The 22,521-nt window shown below is 65.7% G+C and carries 19 protein-coding genes and 2 tRNA genes; 16 read left to right on the top strand and 5 right to left on the bottom strand.

All coding sequences use genetic code 11. From position 1 onward, the window contains the following. The first annotated feature begins 68 nt into the window (after positions 1 to 68). The gene (locus tag VEI45_RS03290) at positions 69 to 653 is read left to right on the top strand and encodes a TIGR03086 family metal-binding protein (RefSeq protein WP_324850096.1); all 585 of its coding nucleotides are present in this window, start codon (positions 69 to 71) and stop codon (positions 651 to 653) included. On the opposite strand, the gene VEI45_RS03285 is transcribed toward VEI45_RS03290, so the two are convergent. Both VEI45_RS03285 and hisC read right to left on the bottom strand, forming a co-directional pair. Further along, the gene (locus tag VEI45_RS03285) at positions 650 to 1,117 is read right to left on the bottom strand and encodes a DUF4334 domain-containing protein (protein ID WP_324850094.1); all 468 of its coding nucleotides are present in this window, start codon (positions 1,115 to 1,117) and stop codon (positions 650 to 652) included. The two genes, VEI45_RS03290 and VEI45_RS03285, sit on opposite strands and share 4 nt — an antisense overlap. Positions 1,118 to 1,128: 11 nt before the next feature. After that, a complete protein-coding gene (gene hisC, locus VEI45_RS03280; RefSeq protein ID WP_324850092.1) occupies positions 1,129 to 2,193 on the bottom strand; it encodes a histidinol-phosphate transaminase in 1,065 nt (354 codons plus the stop codon). Positions 2,194 to 2,338: 145 nt separating this feature from the next. Here hisC and VEI45_RS03275 point away from each other — a divergent pair. The 13 genes from VEI45_RS03275 to VEI45_RS03220 all read left to right on the top strand — a co-directional run bounded on the left by VEI45_RS03275 (position 2,339) and on the right by VEI45_RS03220 (position 17,283). Continuing rightward, positions 2,339 to 2,429: transfer RNA gene (locus VEI45_RS03275), tRNA-Ser, on the top strand. Between the two features lie 26 nt (positions 2,430 to 2,455). Next, positions 2,456 to 2,528: transfer RNA gene (locus VEI45_RS03270), tRNA-Arg, on the top strand. 76 nt (positions 2,529 to 2,604) lie between these two features. After that, positions 2,605 to 2,763, top strand: coding sequence for a DUF6788 family protein (locus VEI45_RS26410; protein WP_414687391.1), 159 nt, complete (start codon positions 2,605 to 2,607; stop codon positions 2,761 to 2,763). Further along, entirely contained in the window at positions 2,703 to 3,146 is a 444-nt protein-coding gene (locus VEI45_RS03265) for a hypothetical protein (RefSeq protein ID WP_324850090.1), read from the top strand. The genes VEI45_RS26410 and VEI45_RS03265 overlap by 61 nt, the downstream gene beginning before the upstream one ends. Before the next feature lie 143 nt (positions 3,147 to 3,289). Continuing rightward, on the top strand, positions 3,290 to 4,141 hold the full coding sequence (locus VEI45_RS03260; protein ID WP_324850088.1) for an alpha/beta hydrolase: 852 nt from the start codon (positions 3,290 to 3,292) through the stop codon (positions 4,139 to 4,141). A gap of 1 nt (position 4,142) precedes the next feature. Continuing rightward, a complete protein-coding gene (locus tag VEI45_RS03255; RefSeq protein WP_324850086.1) occupies positions 4,143 to 6,032 on the top strand; it encodes a fatty acid CoA ligase family protein in 1,890 nt (629 codons plus the stop codon). Positions 6,033 to 6,260: 228 nt separating this feature from the next. Beyond that, on the top strand, positions 6,261 to 8,897 hold the full coding sequence (locus tag VEI45_RS03250) for a helix-turn-helix transcriptional regulator (protein WP_324850084.1): 2,637 nt from the start codon (positions 6,261 to 6,263) through the stop codon (positions 8,895 to 8,897). Between the two features lie 1,056 nt (positions 8,898 to 9,953). After that, on the top strand, positions 9,954 to 11,117 hold the full coding sequence (locus VEI45_RS03245; RefSeq protein WP_324850082.1) for a low specificity L-threonine aldolase: 1,164 nt from the start codon (positions 9,954 to 9,956) through the stop codon (positions 11,115 to 11,117). Beyond that, positions 11,114 to 12,994 carry an FAD/NAD(P)-binding protein gene (locus VEI45_RS03240; RefSeq protein WP_324850080.1) on the top strand — a complete coding sequence of 627 codons (1,881 nt, stop codon included), beginning with the start codon at positions 11,114 to 11,116 and terminating at the stop codon, positions 12,992 to 12,994. Before VEI45_RS03245 ends, VEI45_RS03240 begins: the two co-directional genes overlap by 4 nt. A 7-nt stretch (positions 12,995 to 13,001) precedes the next feature. Beyond that, positions 13,002 to 14,273 carry a hypothetical protein gene (locus VEI45_RS03235; RefSeq protein WP_324850078.1) on the top strand — a complete coding sequence of 424 codons (1,272 nt, stop codon included), beginning with the start codon at positions 13,002 to 13,004 and terminating at the stop codon, positions 14,271 to 14,273. 1 nt (position 14,274) lies between these two features. After that, complete coding sequence (locus VEI45_RS03230; protein ID WP_324850076.1) at positions 14,275 to 15,252, top strand: homoserine O-acetyltransferase/O-succinyltransferase family protein; 978 nt, start codon at positions 14,275 to 14,277, stop codon at positions 15,250 to 15,252. A gap of 4 nt (positions 15,253 to 15,256) precedes the next feature. After that, complete coding sequence (locus VEI45_RS03225) at positions 15,257 to 16,627, top strand: O-acetylhomoserine aminocarboxypropyltransferase/cysteine synthase family protein (RefSeq protein ID WP_324850074.1); 1,371 nt, start codon at positions 15,257 to 15,259, stop codon at positions 16,625 to 16,627. Then, positions 16,624 to 17,283: a hypothetical protein gene (locus VEI45_RS03220; RefSeq protein ID WP_324850073.1), complete on the top strand. Its 660-nt coding sequence runs from the start codon at positions 16,624 to 16,626 to the stop codon at positions 17,281 to 17,283. The genes VEI45_RS03225 and VEI45_RS03220 overlap by 4 nt, the downstream gene beginning before the upstream one ends. 393 nt (positions 17,284 to 17,676) lie before the next feature. Here the strand turns inward: VEI45_RS03220 and VEI45_RS03215 are convergent, their stop codons facing one another. The 3 genes from VEI45_RS03215 to VEI45_RS03205 all read right to left on the bottom strand — a co-directional run bounded on the left by VEI45_RS03215 (position 17,677) and on the right by VEI45_RS03205 (position 21,472). After that, the gene (locus VEI45_RS03215; RefSeq protein ID WP_324850071.1) at positions 17,677 to 19,071 is read right to left on the bottom strand and encodes a hypothetical protein; all 1,395 of its coding nucleotides are present in this window, start codon (positions 19,069 to 19,071) and stop codon (positions 17,677 to 17,679) included. 139 nt (positions 19,072 to 19,210) lie between these two features. Then, the gene (locus tag VEI45_RS03210) at positions 19,211 to 19,858 is read right to left on the bottom strand and encodes an FMN-binding negative transcriptional regulator (protein WP_324850069.1); all 648 of its coding nucleotides are present in this window, start codon (positions 19,856 to 19,858) and stop codon (positions 19,211 to 19,213) included. A gap of 72 nt (positions 19,859 to 19,930) precedes the next feature. After that, positions 19,931 to 21,472 (bottom strand): amino acid adenylation domain-containing protein, encoded by a 1,542-nt coding sequence (locus VEI45_RS03205; RefSeq protein ID WP_324850067.1) that lies wholly within the window; start codon positions 21,470 to 21,472, stop codon positions 19,931 to 19,933. Between the two features lie 145 nt (positions 21,473 to 21,617). Here VEI45_RS03205 and VEI45_RS03200 point away from each other — a divergent pair, with 145 nt between their 5' ends. Both VEI45_RS03200 and VEI45_RS03195 read left to right on the top strand, forming a co-directional pair. After that, positions 21,618 to 21,866 (top strand): acyl carrier protein, encoded by a 249-nt coding sequence (locus tag VEI45_RS03200; protein ID WP_324850098.1) that lies wholly within the window; start codon positions 21,618 to 21,620, stop codon positions 21,864 to 21,866. 17 nt (positions 21,867 to 21,883) lie between these two features. Beyond that, entirely contained in the window at positions 21,884 to 22,363 is a 480-nt protein-coding gene (locus VEI45_RS03195) for a hypothetical protein (RefSeq protein ID WP_324850065.1), read from the top strand. The last annotated feature ends 158 nt before the right edge of the window (positions 22,364 to 22,521 follow it).

The following is a 22,521-nucleotide window of genomic DNA, read 5'->3' as shown; positions in this document are numbered from 1 at the left end:
GTGGTCTTTGGTTTCGACGATGACGGATTCGTATGGCTGGCCCATGGGCAGACCGTACCGTGGACGTTATGTCTTCTGACCTGCGGCCCGGACCCGACGCACCCCCTACCGACGAACTGGCCAGCGCCGAAGCCGCGCTGGCTGTCCTGCAACATGTCCTACATCCGATCGCGCATGACGAGTTGTCCAGACCCACCCCGTGCACGGAATACGACGTCGCGCAGTTGACTGATCACCTGCTGAACTCCATCCGGCTGATCGGTGGCCTGGTAGATGCAGACCTGCCGGAGCGTGATACCGACGACTCGGTGGAGCGGCAGGTTGTCGGCGCGGCTCGGCCCGCGCTGGACGCGTGGCACCGCCGAGGCTTGGACGGCACGGTGACCTTCGCCTCCGACGAGCTACCCGCCACGTTCGGCGCCAGCGTCCTGACGCTCGAATTTCTGGTGCACGGCTGGGATTACGCGCAGGCGACCGGCCACCCGCTGAACATCGCCGAGTCGTTGGCCGATTACACGCTGGGGCTAGCTAAGAAAGTGATTACGCCGGACGCGCGGGCCACAGCGGGCTTCGCCGATCCGGTCGCCGTAGCCGACGATTCCGGGGCTCTCGATCAGCTGATCGCGTTCACCGGCCGCGACCCGCGGCGCTAGACCCGTTCGAGGTAGAAGTAGAAGTACCGGCCGTCGTCGACGACGCCCTTGCCGTTCATGATGCCCATCACCGCGTTGTCGTCGATCGTCTTGAAGTGATCGTGGACAGGTTGACCGTCGTAAACCATCGTGGCGGTGACTTCACCGCGAAACTCCTCCAGCCATATGCTGGCTTCGCCCTTGCCCATCTTGACGTTGGAGAACCGGTTGCCGTTCTCGTCGAGGCATACCAGCGGCTGCACTTCCGTCGGTGAGTTGAACGTCTTGCCGAACCAGCGGGACTTCTCGAGTCGACCGTTCATGCGGTGGCCGGTGACGAACTCGCCGCCCTTCCACTCGCCGAGCATGCCGTCGATGGTGGCCGGCTGCAGACTCGCCCAGTAGTCGTCGAGTTCGGCGTCGCTGAGGGCGCCGGTGCGCTCCTTGAATTCGGTGAACTTCTTGCGGGCCAGCGCGTCACTCATAACTGCTCCCTCTAGATCCAGCCCTGCGCGAATTGCAACAGGGCGTCGTTTTCCTCCGGGGCGCCAATCGTGACCCGGACGCCGTCGGTGCCGTACGGGCGGACCACGATGCGTGCAACGGCGGCCTGCTCCACGAAGTCCAGTGTGCGCATCGTCAGCGGCAGCCAGACGAAATTCGCCTGCGACGGTGGCACGGTGAACCCGGCGCCGCGCAGCGTGTCGCTAACACGGGTGCGTTCGGCGACCACCGCGTCGGTGCGGGCGAGCAGTTCGTCGGCGGCCTCCAGCGAGGCGATCGCGGCGGCCTGCGAAACGTTGGTCGTGGTGAACGGAACCGACACCTTGTTCAGCGCGGTGATCACCTGCGGATCGCCGACCGCGTAGCCGACCCGCAGACCAGCCAGCCCGTATGCCTTCGAAAACGTTCGCAGCACAACGACATTGCTATACGACCGGACCAGCCCCAAGCTGTCGGGCAGCATGCCATCGCGGATGTACTCGACATATGCCTCGTCGATCGCGATCAGGATGTGCGACGGCACCGCCTCGATGAACGAGGCCAGCGCCTGCGGGTCGACGACCGTGGAGGTCGGGTTGTTCGGGTTGCACACGAAGATCAGCTGGGTGCGGTCGGTGACCGCCGCAAGTATGGCGTAAAGGTCGAACGTTTCGTCCCGCAGCGGAACCTGAACCGGGACGGCGCCGGCGACCCGCACCTGCAGCGGGTACATCTCAAAGCTGCGCCAGCCGTAGAGCACCTCGTCACCCACGGACGCAGTGGCCTGGATGAGCCGTTGGCACAGATTCACCGAACCACCGCCGACGGCGATGTGCTCGGGGGCGAAGCTTGCGCCGACGTCGGCGTTCAAGTGTTGCGCCAGCCGCGACTTCAGCTCCGCGTTGTGGTTGTCCGGATAGCGGTTGACCGTGCCGATGGCCTGGTCGATGGCCGCCCGCACACTGGGCAGCGGTCCGTGTACCGTCTCGTTGCTGGCCAGCTTTATCGCACCTGCAACCGTCTTGCCCTCGACATAAGCCGGCAGCTCAGCCAACTCGGGGCGCAGGCGAGCGGTCATTTCGACAGCATATGTCCGGCCTGTGTACGCTGTGCTCCGCGGCGGTTCCGGAAGCCCGGGCTGAACTCGATGGCCAGGCTCCTCGCGGGCCACTGCCCGGCCCGCATCGTCGCCTGGCGGAGTCCGGTACCCTCAGGAAATCCAAGGAGGCGTGCCAGAGCGGCCGAATGGGACTCACTGCTAATGAGTTGTCCTCTTACCGGGGACCGGAGGTTCAAATCCTCTCGCCTCCGCCAGCTATATAGCTAGAAAACTGAACAATGCGCCCGTAGCTCAACGGATAGAGCATCTGACTACGGATCAGAAGGTTGGGGGTTCGAATCCCTTCGGGCGCGCGCAGGTCATGTATTACCTCGCCTAATGCGTGACATTTTGTCTTCGGGTGATGCCTGACAGTGTTTCGGCTGATGGTTGACAGTTACGCCGTATGAGCCGCTGGCCGCGACCGGGGATTTCCGGCGCGGCTCGATCAGCGAGAACTACCGCCGCCGCGGGAAACCGAATTGCGTGTGCGCGCAGCCGGATCACCCCGGCTGGCCGACCTCGACGCCGGCGACATCGAAGCCCTAGTCACCGAAACCACCCGACTGCCCTTGGACGGCGACACCGCGAAAGCGTTGGCCTACTTCAAAACCAACGCCCACCGGATGGGCTACGCCTACTTCCGCGAACACGGCATGTTCATCGGCTCCGGCACCGTCGAAACCGGCTGCAAAGCCGTCGTTGGTCAACGACTCAAACTGTTCGGCATGCGCTGGAACATCCCCGGCGCCACCGGCATCCTCACCCTCCGATGCGAACCAGCCAGCCACCGCTTCGAGCACATCTGGACACGGCCGACTCCGGACACCGCGGGCCGCGGATCGACTGCGGTGCCGGGCATCATGCGGTTATGCCTCACCACCGACGAATGGCTTTCGGGTATGGGACTTCGGTCCCTACCCGCGGGCTAGGTGCCGTGATTGCATCGAGAAACGGTGTCGGCCGGGTGGAAGGCCACAGTGCCGAAGCTAAGTGGCTGGTCGCCGCCGTCGGCATCGGGGTACTGTACAGCGCGGCGGTATTGTAATGACCAGAGGTGCGAGGGCGGATTGCGTTGGAGAGCTTCGACTTCCGGGGATTGCCGATCACGTATGAGCACACCGGGCAGGGTGAGCCGGTGATCATGCTCCACAACGGTGGCTCGTCGCATGCCATCTGGGAGGAAGTAGCGAACAGACTGGCTGGCAAGTACGAGATCTTCGCCCTTGACCTGCTGGGGTTCGGCAACTCGGCCAAGCCCGGCGCGGGGTACACCTTGGGCAACTACGTAGCGATGCTGGAGGAGTTCGTCAGCTCACGAGGATTGGAGAAGGTCGCGGTTGTGGGCAACTGCATGGGATGCGCCATCTCCCTCGCGTTCACCGACCGCCATCAGGACAAGGTGAAGGCCCTGGTGCTCTGCAACCCGCTCACCGAGTCGACCTTCCTGGGTGGCTGGTTGGGACCGTTCCTGTGGATGCGGGAGCGGATGCCCGGAATCAATCGACAGGTGTACCGGTTGCTCGGGCAACTGAAGCTCACCAACGGCATCGGCTCAGTCGCCACCCTGTTCCAGCTGGGGCCGCGCGGCCGTGCCCTCAAGCTCCATCGCAACCCCGAACTCTGCGGCTGTTACGCGGCCACCGGCCAGGTGGAGTCGCTGCTCGGGGTGCTCGACGACCTGGAGAATTACTCGGTCATAGACAACCTCGCGCCGCAGCAGGGGTTCCCTCCCATCTGCACCATCTGGGGGCTGAAGAACAAGATCGTCTCGCCCAAGGCGGGACGTCGCCTGAATTCGACCCTCCACCCCGCACGCCAGGAACGGCTACCCGATTGCGGCCACCTGCTGATGCTGGAGCGGCCGGATGAGGTCGCCTCAATCATCGATGGGTTCCTGCAGGCTGGCGCGGGGACGCAGGCCTGAGATGGAGCCTTTCCCCGACGACATCTTCAACCTCGCCGACATCGTGTTGCGGGTATCGCGCGAGGACCCTGAGCGCATCGCGGTCATCGACCTGGACGGCTGGGAGGGCTACGGCACGCGCCGCTACAAGCGCCACACATACGCTGAGCTTTCGGCCGACGCCGAGTCGGTCGCCGTGGGGCTGCGCGAGATGGGCATTGCTGAGATGACCCGCATCGTCTTCATGTCGCCTCCCAGCTACGAGGCCTGCGTCATGGGCGTGGCCCTCACGCGGGTGGGCGCCTTCTCCATCTGGATCGACCCCTCGGTCGGCTATCTCAACATGGCGGAGCGGCTTAGACGCGTGAAGCCGGAGGCGTTCCTAGGCATCGCGCTCGCGCACATCGGAAGGGTCACATTCGGATGGGGTCCTCGTGCCCTCCGGAAGCTTGTTCTTACCGGATATCCACTCTTGCCGGGAGCCCGCACTGTCACCGGGTTTCCACCCTTCCCGGGCGCGCGATCGATCAGGTCGCTGCGAAAACAAGCGCCCGCCGAGCCGGAGCCGCCAAAAGTCGGGCCGGACGATCCCTGCACCATTCTCTACACCACCGGCAGCACCGGGCCGGCGAAACCCTCGCTCTACCCGCATCGCAACTTCTGTCAGGTGTTCCGCAACGCGCACCATAGCTGGCGCTGGGATCCGGACAACGAGGTCCCGGTGGATATGGCCGTCTTCCCCGCGTTCCTCTTCATCCCCATCAGTGCCGGCGGCACAATGGTGGTGCCGCCCATCGACTTCGCCCGGCAAGGCCCGGCCAACGTGAATTCGGCCGCCATGATCCAGGTCATCAACGACTGCAAGGTCGGGTCATTTTTCGCCGCGCCGATCCTGATCGAGAACCTGGCGCGGGAAGCGCTTGCGCGCAACCTGACGATGCCCTCACTGAAACGAGTCATCGGCGCCGGGGCGCCGATCTCTGGTCCGGTCGAAAGAATGCTGAGCGCGGTCATGGCTCCCGACGGGGAATTAGCGGCGAACTACGGAGCCACCGAGGCCATGCCGTCGACCGAGATGGGCAGTCGCGAGCACCTTCAAGGCTTGTGGAACATGACCGAGCAGGGTGCCGGCATCTGTGTGGGTTACGCCCTGCCGGGCGTCACATTGAAGATCATCGACATCGTGGACGGTTCCATCGACTCCATCGAGGAAACATCGGAGCTGCCCAAGGGGCAAGTCGGCGAAATCCTGGTGCGGGGCAAGCACGTGAGCCCGGGGTACTACCTCGACCCCGAGAGCACGCGCAAGAACAAGGTGCCCGACCCACAAGGGGACTGGCACCGCTTTGGGGATGCCGGCTACCTCGACGCGCAGGGCAAGCTCTGGGTCTGCGGTCGGGTGTCGCAGCGGGTGAAGGCGGTTAGCGGGAACGTATTCCCGCTGCAAGTCGAGCCGCTCTTCGACGCTCACCCCAAGGTGAGGCGAAGTGGACTAGTGGGAGTGCCCACACCGGCGGGCGAGCTGCCCGTCCTCTGCGTCGAGGTCGAGCCCGACGTTGGCAAGAACGAGCTCGCCGGCTTACACAAGGAACTGCTCGCGCGGGCTGCAGATTCCGAAGTGGCGAACAAGATCCATGCCATCCTCTTCAAGCGCAGGCTGCCGGTGGATCCGCGCCACAACTCCAAGATAGAGCGCCCGCACCTTGCCAAGTGGGCCGCCCAACAGTTGTCGGGACCCCGCTCCCGCAGCCAGCGCACCCGCCCTGTGGCCGAATCCTCGCCTCCCCCGGCCGCCAGTTCCGCCACCGCGGCGGTCACCGTCGTGCGCGACGCCCCGGTCACAGGAGTTACCGCTGGCAGCACATCTGAACACGTCCGCACAACCAGACCGCCACCGCCTGACCACGCCTAAATCAAGATCAACAACCGCCACCTACAAATCTGACGCACACCCGAGGGGTCCCACGAGTCCCGGAATGTGGCGTACACAGCCGATAGCCTGCAAGGAACCCGTATTAAATTAGCGTCTGATTAAAATTTTTAATTTTTTTTACAGCAAATTTTTAACATCTGGCTGCGAACCGGGGCGGAGTCGCGGTAGCTTCTGCGAAAAGGCGTGGTCGGGGAGGTTCGATGTCCGATGGAAACGGGGAGTGGGTCGGCGTGGCCGTTGGTGGGCCGCGATGACGAGGTCCGTCAAGCGTTAGCCTCACTCGACGACGCTTCCGAGTTCCAGGGCGTCTTGTTGGTGGGCGACAGCGGGATCGGCAAATCGACACTGGCTCGCGCCCTCGCCGATACTGTCAAGTCGCGCGGGCTTACCGTGCAGTTTGTGCTGGGCACCGAAACCAGCAAGGCGGTGCCATTGGGCGCGTTCTACTGGCTAACGACCCTGCATGTGGTACGTGAGCCTGCCGTGATGCTGGCCGCCGCGCAAAAAACCATGGAGCAGGAAAGGACCCTGGTCGTCGTCGATGACGCCCACTTGCTCGACCCCTTGTCGGCGACGTTGGTGTACCAACTTGCGACCGGTGGCAGTACACGACTGATCGTGACAATCCGTTCGCCCAGCGCCGTGCCCGATGCGGTGACAGCTCTGTGGAAAGAGCGACTGCTGCTTCGCCTGCGCATAAATGCGTTCACCCGGCAGCAGACCGAGGAGCTCGCTCACACCGTGCTCGGCGACGCCGTCGAGACCCGGCTTATCAACGAGTTACATGGCCGGACGGCGGGCAATCCGCTGATGCTGCGCGGTTTGCTGAGTGCGGGTCGGGGGAGCGGGGTGCTGGTGCGCTCGAAACACGGCTGGCGGCTTCGCGGTGCGCTGCACGCAGACCGCGAACTCTGCGATCTTCTTGAGGTTCGCCTGCAATCCCTGGCCGCCGAGGAACTGGAGGCGGTGGAGGTGTTGGCCGCTGCGGAGGTGCTGGACTGGGAGACCCTGCGTGGGCTTTGCGATGCTGACGCGTTGGCCCATCTGGAGCGCGACGGAACTATCCAACTGGTTGTCGACGAATCACACACGGTGGCTCGGTTGGCTCACCCCATCGTGGGTGAAGTGGCACTGAAACGCGCTGGGGTGGTGCGCTCGCGGCAGCTTAACGGCATGCTGGCACAACATCTTCGGAAGAAGATGCAGACACAAGAGCAGCGCTCGAGGGTGCCTGACGTGCGCACCCGGATACTGCTGGCCCAGTTGATGATGCGCAGCGACCTGGCGCCGGATCTCGACGTGATCATCGAGGCGGCGGCGAGCGCGGTGGCCATGTCGAACGTCGCTCTCGGCGAGGAGCTGGCCCGATTCGCGTTCGATCATGGTGGTGGCCTGCCGGCAGCGCTCGTGCTGGCTGAGGCGCTGAGGTGGCAGGGGCGACGCGACGAGGCCGAGGCGGTGCTTGCCGGCGTCGACCTCGATGGTGCCGATGAGTGGCTGACCGTGCGGTGGGGTTGTCTGCGGGCCGCGAATCTGTTCTTTGGTTGCGGGCAGGTTGAGCGGGCACGGCTGCTACTGACCGATATGCGAGATCGCGTTGACTGCCAGGAGGTGGCCGGTCTCGTCAGGGCCATGGAGGGGGCGTTGGCGTGCTTCTCCGGTGACGTCTCGACGGCGATCGAGCTCGGGCTGCCCCTGTGCGCATCCGATCAACAACCGTTGACGATGACGTGGGCGGTGACGTCGACCTCCTGGGCGTTGGCGCTCGTCGGCCGGCTTGGCGAAGTTCACCAGATAGCGAACGCGGGCGGGGCAGCTGTGCTCGGCCAGATGGGACCGCAGCGGTTCCTCATCGGGATTGCTGAGGCCATGGCGGCGACGGTCGCCGGTGATTTTGCGGCAGCCGAGCGGGTCTGGGAACGCTATGGTCCGACGATCACGGTGGGTCCCGAGGCAGACGCCTTCGTGCACGCGATAAGCGGCCTGGTGCAGCTTGCCCGGGGTGCGCTGCCGTCGGCCTGTGCCGCGTTTCGCGACTCGTTATCGGTGATGTCGCACGGTTTTCCCACAGGGGTGATGCTGGTGGCGGCCTGGTGCGCGCAGGCCGAGGGCGCGCGGGGAGAGGGTGAGGCCGCCGCTGCCGCCCTGCGCAGTGCGGAGAAAGCCTACGGACCGCAGGTGGCGGTGTTCTTGCCGGAACTTGAGCTGGCCCGGGCCTGGGAGCGGGCATCCGTGGGCCAGACGACGGCCGCCCGGATGCATGCGGTGCGCGCCGCGCGGATCGCGCGACAATCCGGCATGTACGCGGTTGAGATGCGCGCTCTGCATACCGCTGTCCGATTCGGCGATCAGTCGTGCGCCGCCAGGCTGGAGGAACTCGCCCGGACGCTGAACACTCCGCTGGCGGAGGCGATCGCTACCCAAGCTCGCGGCCTGGCTCGCCAGGATGGCGACCTGCTCAACGCCGCGGTGGATCGGTTCGCCGATCTGGGGGCACTGGCATTTGCCGCCGACGCGGCGGCGCAGGCGGCCGACGAACACGCCCGCAAAGGCCACCGCGGCAAGGAAGTCAAGTCGTCGACGCGAGCATATTGGCTGGCCAGCCAGTGCGGACTTCGAACACCGGCGGTGGAATCTGCGGCCCGCCCACTGTCGTTCAGCGGCCGTGAGCGCGAGATTGCGATGTTGGTCGCGGCCGGTTTATCCGACCGTCAGATCGCAGATCGGCTGGTTGTCTCGGTGCGAACGGTGGGGGGACACCTCTACCGCGTCTTCGCCAAACTCGGCATTAACAACCGCGACCAGCTCATCCACCTACTAGGTCTGGAGCGTACCGGGACATAAGACGACGTCGGCACTCGCGACAGGGGCGTTGAGCAACGAATCTCATGATTACCTCGAGACTGGCGGGGTCACACGCGCCCGAGGTAGAAGTCCTGAGGCGAAAACGCACTTGCAAGAACGCAATGCCGCGCCAGCTGGCTACATTTCGGTAGGCACTTGTTCGCCACTGAGAGAACCCGCGAAAGCTTCGACAGACTTGGGTGTCTGTACCTCGGTGCCGAGGAAATCTGCAGCGGCCCGGCGCTGAAAACCATCGATTCATGGCAAAACCAGCCCGTGAACAGACTGGCTATTAACCCATGTGCGCGCGTCCCGATACTCGACGTACGCGCCCCCCCTACTCTACTTGTCTCAAATCTGCTGACACCAGCTCAAAGGACCATAGGCTCCCGCGCATAAGAGGCGGTCAGGGGCGAATGCTGGGCAGAAAAACAGGCAGTGCACTACTCGTGCGTACGCCGGAACTATAGCTGAACCCTGGTCCCCGAGGTATACGGGAGGTGACGGTTCCACGATGGCTGAAATCTTCACTGACGGTATTGCTGCAGGACCGTGCGTGCCGGTAGGCCAACGCCGCTGCCTGCCCCGAACCAACACCTTCCACCACTCCGAAAACTGCTCGCCCGCGACGACGAAGACGACGACGACCCATAGCGTCTCGGCGCGGAGCCGGGGTGTCGGCCTGTGGGCGTCGCAAGCAGTGGCTGACTTTTCCCGAAGAGAAACCTATGGATTTCTTAGATTTTGGGACAGAAGAGGTGTAGAACATACGACAACAGCGCTTTGCCCAAGGGGGAGGTCGCAAATGTCAGGCCGCAAGCTTCGTTGGCCGGGTTTAGGACTGGGCGGTGGTCGACGCCAGCACCCCGGTCTTCGTGTTCGGCGGGATGGGCCCGCACTACTCATGCGTGGAGACCTGCGTGGCGTTGGGTCTGCAGTGGTCGCCGGGAAACGGGACGGAGCCATTCAGGTGCCTGAAAACGTGTGCCCGCAACGGTGGGACGGTTGCTGCAGGAGCGTCAGGCTGCCTTTGACGCTCGGAGAAGGTGACGGCACATGAGCGCTGTCCCGATGGAGGTAGTCGCGCATGTGGAAAGTCGCTCCTTCAGCAGCGACAACACCGCCAGTGGTGCACCCGAGATCATCGCAGCTGTTGCAGCGGCAGCCTCCGGGCAGGCACCGCCCTATGGCACCGACAGTTGGACTTTGAGCGCACGACGCCGCTTCAGCGAGATCTTTGATTGCGACGTCGATCTGCTCCCCGTTTCCACCGGCTCGGCGGCGAACGCATTGAGCTTGGCCGCGCTGACCCCACCGTGGGGCAGCGTGTTATGCCACCGCGACAGCCATATCAACAACGACGAGTGCGGCGCACCGGAGTTCTTCACAGGGGGTGCCAAACTCATTGCTTTGGATGGGGAAAACGCCAAGATCGACGCCGACGAGCTGCAGGCCGCAGTGCACCGCAAGGTCGGAGACGTGCACAGCGTGCAACCCTCCGTGTTGAGCCTCACCCAGGCAACCGAGACCGGCGCGGTATACACCCCCGCCGAGATCGGACACCTGGCCGGCATTGCGAAGCACGCGGGCCTGCGCGTTCACATGGATGGCGCCCGCCTCGCCAACGCCATCGCCGCATTGGGCTGCAACCCCGCCGAGCTAACCTGGCGCGCTGGCGTGGACATGCTGTCCTTTGGCGCCATCAAGAACGGGGGCATAACCGCCGATGCAATCGTCGTCTTCGACCGCTCCGTGACCACCGAGCTCAGCTTCCGGGCTAAGCGAGCCGGGCAACTCGCCGCCAAGATGCGTTTCGCCGCCGCTCAACTCGACGCCTACCTCGCCGACGATCTGTGGCTGCGCAATGCCTCGCACGCCAATGCCATGACCGCGCGGCTCGAAGAGGGGCTGAAGTCCATTCCCGGCACTCGCCTTGCGGGCACGCCAGAGGCGAACATCCTCTTCTGCCGCCTGCCTCAGCAGGTCATCGACGGACTTCTGGACCAGGGTTACGGCTTTTACCACGGCCGTTGGGAGCCAGGTGTCGTCCGTTTCGTCACCTCCTTTGCCACCACGACCCACGATGTCGACGAACTGGTACACGCGGTCCGCCGACTCACCGCGGCCGCGATCGAGGAAAGCCGGTCTAAACGGGCTCGAAAGCAGAGATCGGCGAGCGGCCGCCGATCTGAGGTGGCGTGTATGGGACGCGTCCGATGATCGAGATGGCCATCGTGGGGCTCGGCTCGTGGGGTCTGTGCGTCTTGGAGCGGACGGTGAGCCGGGCCCGGCGGGTAGGGACGCCGGTGCGGGTGCACGTGGTCGAGCCTGCTCAGCTCGGAGGCGGGGTTTACTCCGCCGAGCAGCCCGACTTCCTGATCCTCAACAACGCCTGCGGTCAGCTCTCCCTCTACGCCGCCCCCGACGGGGACGCCCTTCCCCCCTACGCCGTGGGCCTGCACCAGTGGGCGGTGGTCCGCGGCTACCGCTGGGTGGGTTACGAGTGCCGCATCGGCGCCGGGGGTGACCCCATCCTGCCCACCGACTACCTGCCCCGGCGGTTGATGGGCGAGTACCTGGACTGGTTCTACGACACGCTGGTGGCCTTCGCCCCGCCCAACCTCGACATCGTCCGGCACTACGCGGCGGCAGTCGACATCTCGCCGGCCCTCCAGGGGCGCGAGGCGGTGCTGCTCGACAACGGCACCACCCTCACCGTCGACCACGTGGTGCTGACGTCGGGGCACACCTGGAACGACGAGCCCGGGGCCGGCGGGGGCGTGCACTTCCACCGGGCCTACCCCATCGAGTGCCTCGACCAGAGCGCTCCGGCCGGATCCTCGGTGGCCGTGGCCGGCATGGGCCTGGTCTGCTTCGACGTCCTCACCGCCCTCACCATCGGACGAGGCGGGACCTTCGAGGACCGGTGCGACCGGGCTGACCGCTTGCGGTACGTGCCCTCGGGCCGGGAGCCGAGCATCACCCTCTACTCGCGCTCGGGCGCGCCGTACTGCGCCAAGTCGGCCACCGGCGTCGATCCCTACGGCACCTACCAGCCGGTGGTGTGCACCCCCGAGGAGTTCGCGGCGCTCACCAATCCGGGCGGGTCGCCGGTGCGGCGGCACGTGGACTTCCGGGCCGAGCTTCTCCCGCTCATCTTCGCCGAGATGCAGGCGCGCTACTACATACACGCCGCCTCGCTGGCCGGGGGCGACGACAAGTCGACCGAGGTCCGCAACGTCCTCCGCCAAGGCTGGGTCAACGGGCACTACGAGAAGGCCGTCGACAGTCTCGAGCCGCGCTACGGGCGCTTCGACCCGGCCACCCACCTCTTCGCCGGGGCAGACCGCCACTACACGTCGGCCGCCGACTACCAGGGCCAGGTCTACGACATGATCGAGGCCGATCTCACCGAGGCCCTGCGACCCGGGGGGAGCCCGGTCAAGGCGGCTCAAGAGGTGCTGCGCATCCTCCGGGACCAGCTGCGTTCGGTCATCGAGTTCGGTGGTCTCTCCCTCGACTCCTACGTCGACTTCCAGTCCAACGTCCGGAGCCGCATCAACCGGCTGGAGGCGGGCGTGCCACCTCTGCGCTCCCAGCAGCTGCTGGCGCTGCTCGACGCCGGAGTGGTGCGCATCACGCTCGGACCGAGCCCGGAGCTGGCCGCCTGCCCCGACGGCGTCCGCCTGAGCTCCACGGCCCTCGACGAGCCGACGGCCGTGATGGTCGACGGGGTGGTGCGGGGCCATCTCGACATGCCCTCGCTGGCCCGGTCGACCTCGCCCCTGCTCAAGCGCCTCTACGCCAAGGGAAGGCTGACCCAGCTCAGCTACGGTGACACGCCCGTGGGCAGCGTGGCCATCAATGAGGACTTCCACCCCTACGACACCGAGGGCCGGCTCCAGCCCAACCTCTCCGTGCTGGGCGTGCTCACCGAGGGGGTGCGCTACTTCACCCACTACTTGCCCTCGCCTCGCAGCCGCCTCCGGGCCGTCTACGACGCCCAGGACTGCGTCGAGGCCGTCATCCCCTCGCCCCGCCCCCGCCTCCGGGCCGTCTATGACGCCCGGGACTGCGTCGAGGCCGTCAACGGCTGAGCACATGATGGATTCCACGACCGAACGGGCGCGGCCGTTGGTGGCGGTGGGCTACGAGCCGTGTTGCGTTCCCGCGATGCAGCTGGTCGAAGCGGCCGCCGGCTTCTGCGACCTGCTGTGGATGATCGACACGGCCGTGCCGGGGATGGGCGAGATGGCCGAATTCCTTAACCGGTTCGGCCCCGTTGTCGACCTCGAGGGCATGAGCACCGAGCATGCGGTCAAGACCCTGGCCGACTGGGAGCCCGCCGGCATGACTACCTACCTCGACGCCGGCATGCTCGAACTGGCCCGTGTGGCCGAGGGGCTGGGCCTCCCCTTCCACAGCCCGGCGACCGCCGCCGCCCTCACCGACAAGGCCCACCAGCGCCGGGCCCTGGCCGACGCTGGCCTCGACATGCCCCCCTGCCACCTCGTCCGCCCCGACCAGTCCGAGCCCGAGCTCTCGGCCGTCGAGGCCGAGGTGGGGTGGCCCGCTGTCCTCAAGCCCCGCTCAGCCCAGGGCAGCCGCTACACCTTCCTGGTCCGCGACGGTGCCGAGCTCAAGAAGCTGCTCGACACCCTCGGCCCTGGCCGCCCCGACATGGTCCTTGAGGGTTACCTGGCCGACGATCCGGCCCGGGCCGGCGACCCCTACGCCGGGTACGTGTCGGTCGAGAGCGTGGTGGCCGACGGCGCCATCAGCCACCTGGCCCTGACCGGCCGCTTCCCGCCGGCCGAAAACTTCCGTGAGACCGGGTTCTTCATCCCCGCCGCCCTCGACGCCGGGAGCCGCTCGGCCGTCCTGGACCTGGCCACCCGGGCCATCGACGCCCTCGGGGTACGCACCGGGTGCCTGCACACCGAAGTCAAGTTCACACCCGACGGGCCCCGCATCATCGAGGTCAACGGACGGATGGGCGGCGGTGTGCCCGAGATGCTGGAGCGGGCCGCCGGCGTCAGCCTGCTCGACCTCACCCTGCGGGTGGCCCTGGGCGAGCCGGTGTCCGTCGACGGGCCCGTGGCCACCGACCGCATCGGCTACCGCTTCTTCCTTCAGCCGCCGACCCTCTCGGCCACCGTGACGGCCATCGAGGGCATCAACGACTTCAGCGACCACGCCGCGGTAGACACGGTGAGCGTCCACCAGCGCCCCGGGGCCGCCCTCGACTGGCGGGACGGCTCCTACAACCACATCGTGGCTGTGGTCGGCTCGACCGACGATGAGGAGCAGTTGCAGGCTGCCTACCGGCTCCTCCGCCAAGAAGTCACGGTCACCTACACCGACCTGAGGTATTGAGATGACGTTGGGCCTCGGACTGGCCGGGACCCTCGACCACGGGGCGGCGCCGGACGGGGCCGAGGGACCGGTGCGGTGGAGGTGCGCCCTGGTCAACAACATGCCCGACGCCGCCTTCGGCGCCACCGAGCGCCAGTTCGTGGGCCTTCTGGACGCCGGGTCCGGGTGTGAGACGGTCGTCCTGACCCGCCACACCATGGCCGGGGTGCCCCGGGGCGAGCGCATCCGGGCCCGTATCGCCGCCGGGTACCGTCCCCTCGAGGACATCATCTCGGACCCCCCCGACCTGCTGGTGGTGACCGGCTCCAACCCGATCGAGTCCCGCATCGAGGACGAGCCCTACTGGTCCGACCTGTCCGGCCTGCTGCGGTGGGGGAGCGAGAACGTGCCGGCTATGGTGTTGTCCTGCCTGTCGGCCCACGCCGCCCTGGCCGTCTTCGACGGCGTCGAACGGAAAACCCTGCCGGTCAAGTGCACGGGCGTCTTCGCCCAGGAGGCCGACCCGACCCACCCTCTGGCCGCCGGGTTCGACGGTCCGGTCGTCCTGCCCCACTCGCGCCTCAACACCGTGCCCGTTGAGGCGGTGGCCGCCGCCGGCTACGCGGTGGCCCTGCAGTCGGAGGAGGTGGGGTGGAGCGTGGTCACGAAGACGGTGGGCCGGTCCGAGGTCGTGCTGGTCCAGGGCCATCCCGAGTACGATCCCTCGAGCCTCGTGCGCGAGTACGTCCGGGACGTGCGGCGCTACGCCGGCCACGAGTGCGACGAACTGCCCTGCCTCCCCCGAGACTGCGTGGCCGGCCCGGACTGGGATGGGCTCCGCCGGCTGCACGAGCGGGTGGTGGGCGGCGAGCGGGACCCGGCCCTGGTGGCCGCCTTCCCCTTCGACGAGGTCGGCGCGCGCGCCCCCTGGCCGTGGCGGGGCGCGGCCCTGCGTCTGTACGCCAACCTGTTGGGCATCATCCCGAAGAGGAGGGCCTGAGGCCATGCACGACGAGACCATCGCCATCCACGGTGGCTACACATCCGACGGGACGCGGGCCGTGGCCGTGCCCATCTACCAGACGGTGGCCCACGACTTCATCAACGCCGCCCACGCCGGTGCCGTGCTCGACCTGGAGACGCCCGGCTTCCACTACAACCGGCTCAACAACCCGACCCTCGACGTCCTCGAGCAGCGCATCTGCGCCCTCGAAGGGGGGACGGCGGCCCTGGTGGTGGCTTCGGGCATGGCCGCCGTCAGCTACGCCATCCTGACGGTGGCCAGTGCCGGCTCGAACTTCGTGGTGGCCCCCCAGCTCTACGGGGCCACCTTCACCTACTTCGCCCACGTGCTGCCCACGCTGGGCATCGAGGCCCGCTTCGCCGTCGACGACCGAGCCGAGTCGATCGCCCCCCTCATCGACGAGAACACCCGCGCCGTCTTCTGCGAAACCATCGGCAACCCGGCCGGCAATATCGTGGACCTCGAGGCCGTAGCCGCCGTGGCCCATGCGGCCGGCGTGCCCCTGATCGCGGACAACACGGTGGCCACGCCGCTCGTGCTCAAGCCCTTCGAGCACGGGGCCGATGTGGTCGTTCACTCGCTGACCAAGTTCGTGGGCGGCCACGGCACCACCCTCGGTGGGGCCATCGTGGACGGCGGCCGGTTCCCGTGGGCCGACCATCCCGACCGCTTCCCCATGTTCAACCAGCCCGAGCCCGCCTTCCACGGCGTCGTCTTCGCCCGCGACTTCCCCGAGCGGCCCTTCACCGTGCGGGCCCGCTCCACCCAGTTGCGCAACAGCGGCGCCACCCTCTCCCCCTTCAACGCCTTCCTGCTCCTCCAGGGCCTCGAGACGATGGCCGTGCGGCTCGAGCGCCACGAGGCCAACGCCCGGGCCGTGGCCGACTACCTGGCCGCCGACCCCCGGGTGGCCTGGGTGAGCTTCGCCGGCTTCCCCGACCATCCCTACCACCACCTGGTCGAGCGCTACCTCCACGGACGCGTGCCGTCCATCGTCACCTTCGGGGCCGAAGGGGGCTACGAGGCGGGACTGGCCTTCTTCGATGCGCTCCAGCTCGTCAAGCGGCTGCTCAATCTAGGGGACGCCAAGACCCTGGCCATCCATCCGGCCTCCACCACCCACCGCCAGCTGTCCGACGAGGAGCTGGTGAAGGCCGGTATCCGGCCGGAGACGATCCGCCTGTCCATCGGGATCGAGCACATCGACGACATCATCGACGACATTGACCAGGCCCTGGCCAAGGCCACGGCCGGGATGCTTGGGGGCAACGGCGGCGCCGGCGGAACCGGCGGGAACGGCGATCCAACGTTCACCATTAACGGCAGCAACGCCGGGGCGGACGCGCGATGACGCGCAAGCATGATCCGGCATGGGTTTGGATGATCGGCGCGTTGGGCGGCGCGCTCGCGCTTGCCGGGGCCGTCCTGGCCGATTACGGCACCGGTCCCGTTGGCATCGGGCAGGCGGTGCGCTACACGGCGCGCTGGTCGTTCCTTTTTTTCTGGCTTTCCTATGTCGGCGGCGCGATGGCCATCCTGTTCGGCTCAGTCTTTGACGGTCTGGCGCGCCGGGCGCGAGCCTTGGGCCTGGCCTTCGCCACCGCGCTTCAGGTCCATATCGGATTGGTCGTCTGGCTGGGCGTCGCCATCGGCCAGATTCCGCTGCAGGGCGGCGTGTTGTTGTTCTTCCTGGTCGCACTGTTCTTCACCGATCTGCTGGCGCTGGTGTCCTTCGGAATCGGAATGCGCCATCTGGGACGTCGGTGGCGGCCACTGCTCTTCCTGGGCACGACTTACATTCTGATCGCCTTCGGCGCGGATTTTGTGCCGGGCGCACTGATCGCCTTCGGCGCGGATTTTGTGCCGGGCGCACTCAACCAGAAGACACAGTATTGGCTCTACGCCGCCGAATATGTGCCGTTCGCCCTGTTGAGCCTTATTGCAATCCCGCTGCGCCTTGCCGCGTTTCTTCGCCAGCGCTTCGGCTTGCGTTCCGCCACGGCCTGACGCACCTCGCCAAACTGTTTCATAACGGAACGAAAATTTCGGCGCTTTGCCGCCTGTGATCGTGCCGGAGTGGTGCATAGTTCCAGCGGCGCATTCGGGCTTTGTGTACTCGGGCGCGCGACGCGCTGATCATCCGTATCGCCGACCTCGCGGTCGAACGCCGTCGTATGGAGAACACCCTCCTCGGCGATCCCGTCATCATGCGCTTCTTCGCCCACCACGAACCATTCCCGGCAGGTGATGGATCGTCTGTACCGGCAACGTTATTCGGATCCACCGCTAAACGAGCGTGCTCTGCGAGCACACGGCGAATCACGTCGACGGATGCCCCATCTCCACTCACCGCCCCCGGGGCACCACGCCCAGTCGGTGGACGTCCCCGCGGGCACCTCGCTAGATCACCCTGGTGTCGAACTGCTTCGACTTTCCCCTCGACAGTCGCTCTATCGAATCGACCTCTTGCACACTGACGTTCGACTCGGGCCCGCCGTGCCGGCGGAGCACGTCGATCAGCTCCGTCCGCAGATGCTCGAGGTCGCACGAACCGTCGGTCACTAGGGACACGTCGACACCACCTTGCGTCTTGCCAATGAAGAAGTTGGCGACGCCGGGGGTGGCAACGACGGTCTGCTCGAAGTCCGCGCGGGGCACCGCTGCACCGTTTTCGTATTCGAAGGCTCCGTTGATCCGACCGTTGACCGATGTGATCCGGCGATGAGCACAACCGCACGGGCACGGCTCGTCGGACATCGTCACCGCGTCGACGAGGTCGTAGCGGATCAGCGGCTGCGCCAAGTTGTACAGGTTGGTCAACAGCATCCGATCCGCAGGCTGCCCGTATGGCACGACGTTGCCATCGGCATCCGCCGGCTCGAGAATCACCAGATCGTCGGCGATGTGCATGCCTTCTCCAACACCGCATGGGAACGCGTAGGTCCCTTCTGAGCAGCCCCAGAACTCCGAAGCCTCGATCCCCCATGCGGACCGAACTGCCTCTCGTACGGGCGGGGTGCAGAGTTCTCCGGCAACGCTGACCCAGGTCGGTTTGATGGTGAGTCGCCCTTGCATCGCTTCTAACGCCAGCTCCCGGATGAGGCTCGGCCACCCTTGGAGAGCCTGCACGGAAGGACGGACGTTATTGAGACGGTCGACAATCACGTCCAGGGGGAGTGTGGCATCGAAGCAGTGCGATGTCGGCCCCCCGCCTTCGAAGCTGCTAAAGGCGTAAAACGCCCCCGATTCATGCCTGGCGCTGCAACTGAAGCACTGCGCCAACACCGCCGCCGGGTCCTCGCCGCGTCGCCCGGTCCACCGGGAGCCCTGCACGACGAAGGTGACGAACGCATCCCAGCCGTAGACGTGGTATGCCTCGGTTCCGGTATATCCAGACGTGACGATTGCCCGGTACTCGTCGTCGATGTACCGGTCTCCGTTCAACGAATCGACGTGTTCTTTGACTCGGGCACGTGTTAACCCGGGGACCGTGAGAATCCGGTCGAACTCCGCCGTCATCTGGGCCCTGGTCAGGATCGGCAGCGAGGGGAGGTCGGACTCGGTGAAATTGGCCAGATCGTGGCCCGCCAGTCGTTCCCGCCAGAACGGCGAACGATCGGCGGCATACAGCAGCAGCTCCCGAAGACGCCGTTCGCGTTCTGCGGCGAGACGCCCTGCGTCCCAACGCAGCCGGCGCACGCCCTTCATATACGCATCTTGCAATTCGGCACGCTGGCGCCGGACCAGCTGCTCGTAATGTCCCCCCGACGTCGCGCCAGTTGCCCTCGCTTGCACCCGAGCGATCGTAGCCTAGGCACCGCGCTCCGATACCATTCCTGGCCAAATGGCTGTTTATGTCAACGCGCGGTTCCTTTCACAGCAACGCGAGGTTGGGGAGTTGCGTACGGGCCATCATTAAGAAGCGAAATCGGTCTCATGCCGTTCGCGCTCGCTGCACCGCTTGGGCAGCGTCTTCGTGTCCGTTGGTGATTAATCCTGAGATCACGCCATCGACGTCAGCGGCGGATCGATTCTGGCTGAGCTTGAAACTGGCCTCGATGCGGGTGATCAGCAATTCCACTCCCACTATGGCGCGTAGTTGACCCTCGATGAACTGTCGCGGCGCGTCGTCGACGGACCATGGTTGCGATCGCCCAGCCTCATGGCGTCCGGTTAGATCACGCACATTCTGTTCGACCCAGACCGGGTCATCGTGCACTGAGAGTCGCCCGTAGACGTGCGCAGTGACGTAGTTCCATGTGGGCACCACACGTCCGTGCTCGGCCTTGCTCGGATACCAGGCCGGGGAAATGTACGCATCTGGTCCCCGCACGATGACCAGAGCCTCGCCAACCACCGGGCGTCGCCACTGGTCATTGTTGCGGGCGAGATGACCACGAAGGGTCCTCATGCCCGGGTCATAGACGAACGGCAGCATGGTAGCGACAACGCCCTCCGGTGTCACAGTGATCAGGTCAGCGGCACCGTGGTGAGTGAGCAGGTCGTCGACGGCCTGCTCGTCGGCGGCGAAATGGGCGGGAATGTACATGTTGTCCAGTATGTCGGCCGGGTTGATGGTCAAGCAGGTTCTCGTGGAAGGACTCGGCACAGCGAGTCGATCTCCAGATAACTGAGTTGCAACGACACTGACGGCTCAGGCCCCTTCGTTCGGCGGAGACAAGCCAGCCTCCTTCAGCAGCCGTCGCTCGTCGACCTTGCTGGAAGACGTCAAGGGCAAGTTGGCCACTAAGACGAATTGATCGGGCAGCATCGTTTCCGGAAGCCGTTCGCTGGCGGCCTGGCGGACGGCGAGAGGGGTCAGCTCGCCGTCCGGCACCACGAATGCGACAACCCCCAGATCGCCCTCCAGGTCGAAGGTCGTACACGCCGCGGATGCAACCCCGTCAGTGCCACCGAGCGCCTCGGTCACCTCGACCAGCGACATCCTCACACCATGTCGCTTGATGACGCGGTCCGAACGGCCCGCGTATACGTAGTTGCCCCGGTCGTCACGGAAGACGAGATCACCAGTGCGGTAGAGGGTGGTTCCTTCGACGACGTCCGTCCGCAGCACAGCTGCGCTCTGCGCCGGGTCGTTCAGATATCCGGCCATGAGCTGCGGTCCGCCGATGTACAGCTCGCCGACCACTCCAGGACGATCCACCAAGCTTCCGTGCTCATCAACGAGGTGGAACGAGCTCCCGGGATGAGGATGACCGATCGGTACCAGCCCCGCGTCGAGCAACTCGGGTGTCAGTTCCAGATGGGCGACGGCGATGGTCGTCTCGGTCGGGCCGTACCGGTTCACCACCCGCAGTCCCGGACTGGCGGCCCACACCGCCCTGATGTCGGCCGTGGACGGCGCTTCGCCGCCCAGGGCCATCACTCTCAGCGGGGTGTCAGCCAACCGCGCCAGACGGCCGCTGGCCCGGAGCAACCGGAGGTAGCTGGGAGAGAAGCTGGTCGCCGTGATCCCCTCGCTGTCGACAATCGAGAAGAACCTGCGTGGGAACAGCAGGGCTTCCCGGTCGGGGATGACGAGGGGGGCGCCGCGCACCAGCGGAGGAAAGATGGCAGAGAAGGATCCGTCAAAGTGCACGGGCGAAACGGCTAGGGCCCGGTCGTCCGCGGTGAGTCCCACGGCGTCGGCGCATGCTTCGACTGCGGTGAAAAAGGCCTCCGGGGAAATCTGCACCCCCTTGGGGATACCGGTCGTCCCCGACGTGTAAATGATGTAGGAGATCGGGCCCGTTACGGGTGGTGGCGTGCGCTCATCTGCGACGCTCAGCGCCGAAAGCGAGGTCCACGCCGTGCCGACGGGAAGGCCCGATGGCGCCGTTTGGTCCGAGCCTGCGGTGATCACCTGTGCGGGCCGGCAGTCAGCCACGATCTGCGCACGGCGGAGATCTGGATCGGTGATCGCCAGCGGAACGAACGTGACCCCCGCCCACAGACAGCCCAGTGCCGCCACCACGAAGTCCACAGAATTGCCGATCAGCAGGGCAACCCGATCCCCGGGCTCGACACCTTTCTGAAGCAAGCCAGCGGCCACTCTCCCAGCTGCGGCGCGCAACTCGTCCCGGGTCAACGCGCGATCCAGGTCCTTGACAGCGGGCCGATCCGGGGCTCGATCGGCGTGGTCCAGCACCGCACCGAGCACGCCGTGGTCCGTCACGCCTTCTCGCAGGTGCTGCACGCTCGCTATTCTCGCTCGCCGGTGGAGCTGTTCCCGACGGCCGAGGCCATGGCCGCTGATTCGGCCGGGAGAGCAGCGGTTGCTGGATCCAACACTGGTTAATAGGTTAGACGTGAGGCTTAATAGGTTAGACGTGAGGGGAAGCGTGATACAGGACCGGATTCGTGACGTCCTTGCTGCTCATGGCCGTATGGCGGTCGATCCACGCGAGGTGGACAGTCAAGCCGACCTCTACGAGCTCGGCCTGACGTCGCACGCGTCGGTCGATGTCATGCTTGCGCTTGAGGATGCATTCGACATCGAGTTCCCCGATGAGGTGCTCAAGAAGTCCACCTTCGCTTCCGTACGCAACATCGAGCAGGTAGTCGAAGGCCTAGCCAAGTCGTCTGCGTGATGCCACGTGCGGTAGCAGTGGGCCTGCCGGAGCCGGCCCTGCACATCTCTGCCAGCCCCAGGGAATACCAATCACATTTCAGCCATGCGGGCGAGCGGATCTGGCCGGAGACCAATTGCTACCTGTCGAACTCATTTAGATTCGGTAAGCCCACGGCCGACGGCATCGAAGCCGTTGTCGAGTTCGTCGGATCGCCGTACATGATTCGCGACGCTCTGATCGTTAATCCGCGCCCGGGTCAAGCTAACTCCGGTATCCGCGCGTTGGCCTACCCCAGTGACGAAACCTACTGGACTCTCGAGATCTCATCTGATGTGGCACTTCGCTATGTGTCTATCGACGCGCCGGGCTGGATACCCTCGGACAACTTCTTTCATCTCCTGGCCGCGACACCGTACAGCGTGCGGCTGCAACGATGCTGTGATCAAGCTGCGCCACTGGGCAAAGTCGCATCGGTGGATTCCCTTGGTACGGCAACGATTACGGCGAGTGCATGATCACCTTGCCGGGCGAGGTTGACGGGCACCGCGTCCGCGTCGGATGCGATGTCGTGGCCATCGAGGATGTCCAGGACTCGCTGGCGGCGTTCGGAGACCGGTACCTGCGCAAGGTTTTTACAGCGAGCGAAATCAACGACTGCCAGGGCCGCAACCGG

The organism is Mycobacterium sp. (assembly GCF_035623875.1).
Taxonomy (GTDB): Bacteria; Actinomycetota; Actinomycetes; order Mycobacteriales; family Mycobacteriaceae; genus Mycobacterium.
This window is presented reverse-complemented; position numbering and strand designations above follow the sequence as displayed.

Bases quoted from the DNA above. Each gene is read 5' to 3' on its own strand.
- VEI45_RS03285 (WP_324850094.1), bottom strand. From the start codon at position 1,117: ATGAGTGACGCGCTGGCCCGCAAGAAGTTCACCGAATTCAAGGAGCGC.
- VEI45_RS03220 (WP_324850073.1), top strand. From the start codon at position 16,624: ATGACGCGCAAGCATGATCCGGCATGGGTTTGGATGATCGGCGCGTTG.
- VEI45_RS03230 (WP_324850076.1), top strand. From the start codon at position 14,275: ATGACGTTGGGCCTCGGACTGGCCGGGACCCTCGACCACGGGGCGGCG.
- VEI45_RS03235 (WP_324850078.1), top strand. From the start codon at position 13,002: ATGGATTCCACGACCGAACGGGCGCGGCCGTTGGTGGCGGTGGGCTAC.
- VEI45_RS03245 (WP_324850082.1), top strand. From the start codon at position 9,954: ATGAGCGCTGTCCCGATGGAGGTAGTCGCGCATGTGGAAAGTCGCTCC.
- VEI45_RS03225 (WP_324850074.1), top strand. From the start codon at position 15,257: ATGCACGACGAGACCATCGCCATCCACGGTGGCTACACATCCGACGGG.
- hisC (WP_324850092.1), bottom strand. From the start codon at position 2,193: ATGACCGCTCGCCTGCGCCCCGAGTTGGCTGAGCTGCCGGCTTATGTC.
- VEI45_RS03290 (WP_324850096.1), top strand. From the start codon at position 69: ATGTCTTCTGACCTGCGGCCCGGACCCGACGCACCCCCTACCGACGAA.
- VEI45_RS03240 (WP_324850080.1), top strand. From the start codon at position 11,114: ATGATCGAGATGGCCATCGTGGGGCTCGGCTCGTGGGGTCTGTGCGTC.
- VEI45_RS03250 (WP_324850084.1), top strand. From the start codon at position 6,261: ATGGAAACGGGGAGTGGGTCGGCGTGGCCGTTGGTGGGCCGCGATGAC.
- VEI45_RS03255 (WP_324850086.1), top strand. From the start codon at position 4,143: ATGGAGCCTTTCCCCGACGACATCTTCAACCTCGCCGACATCGTGTTG.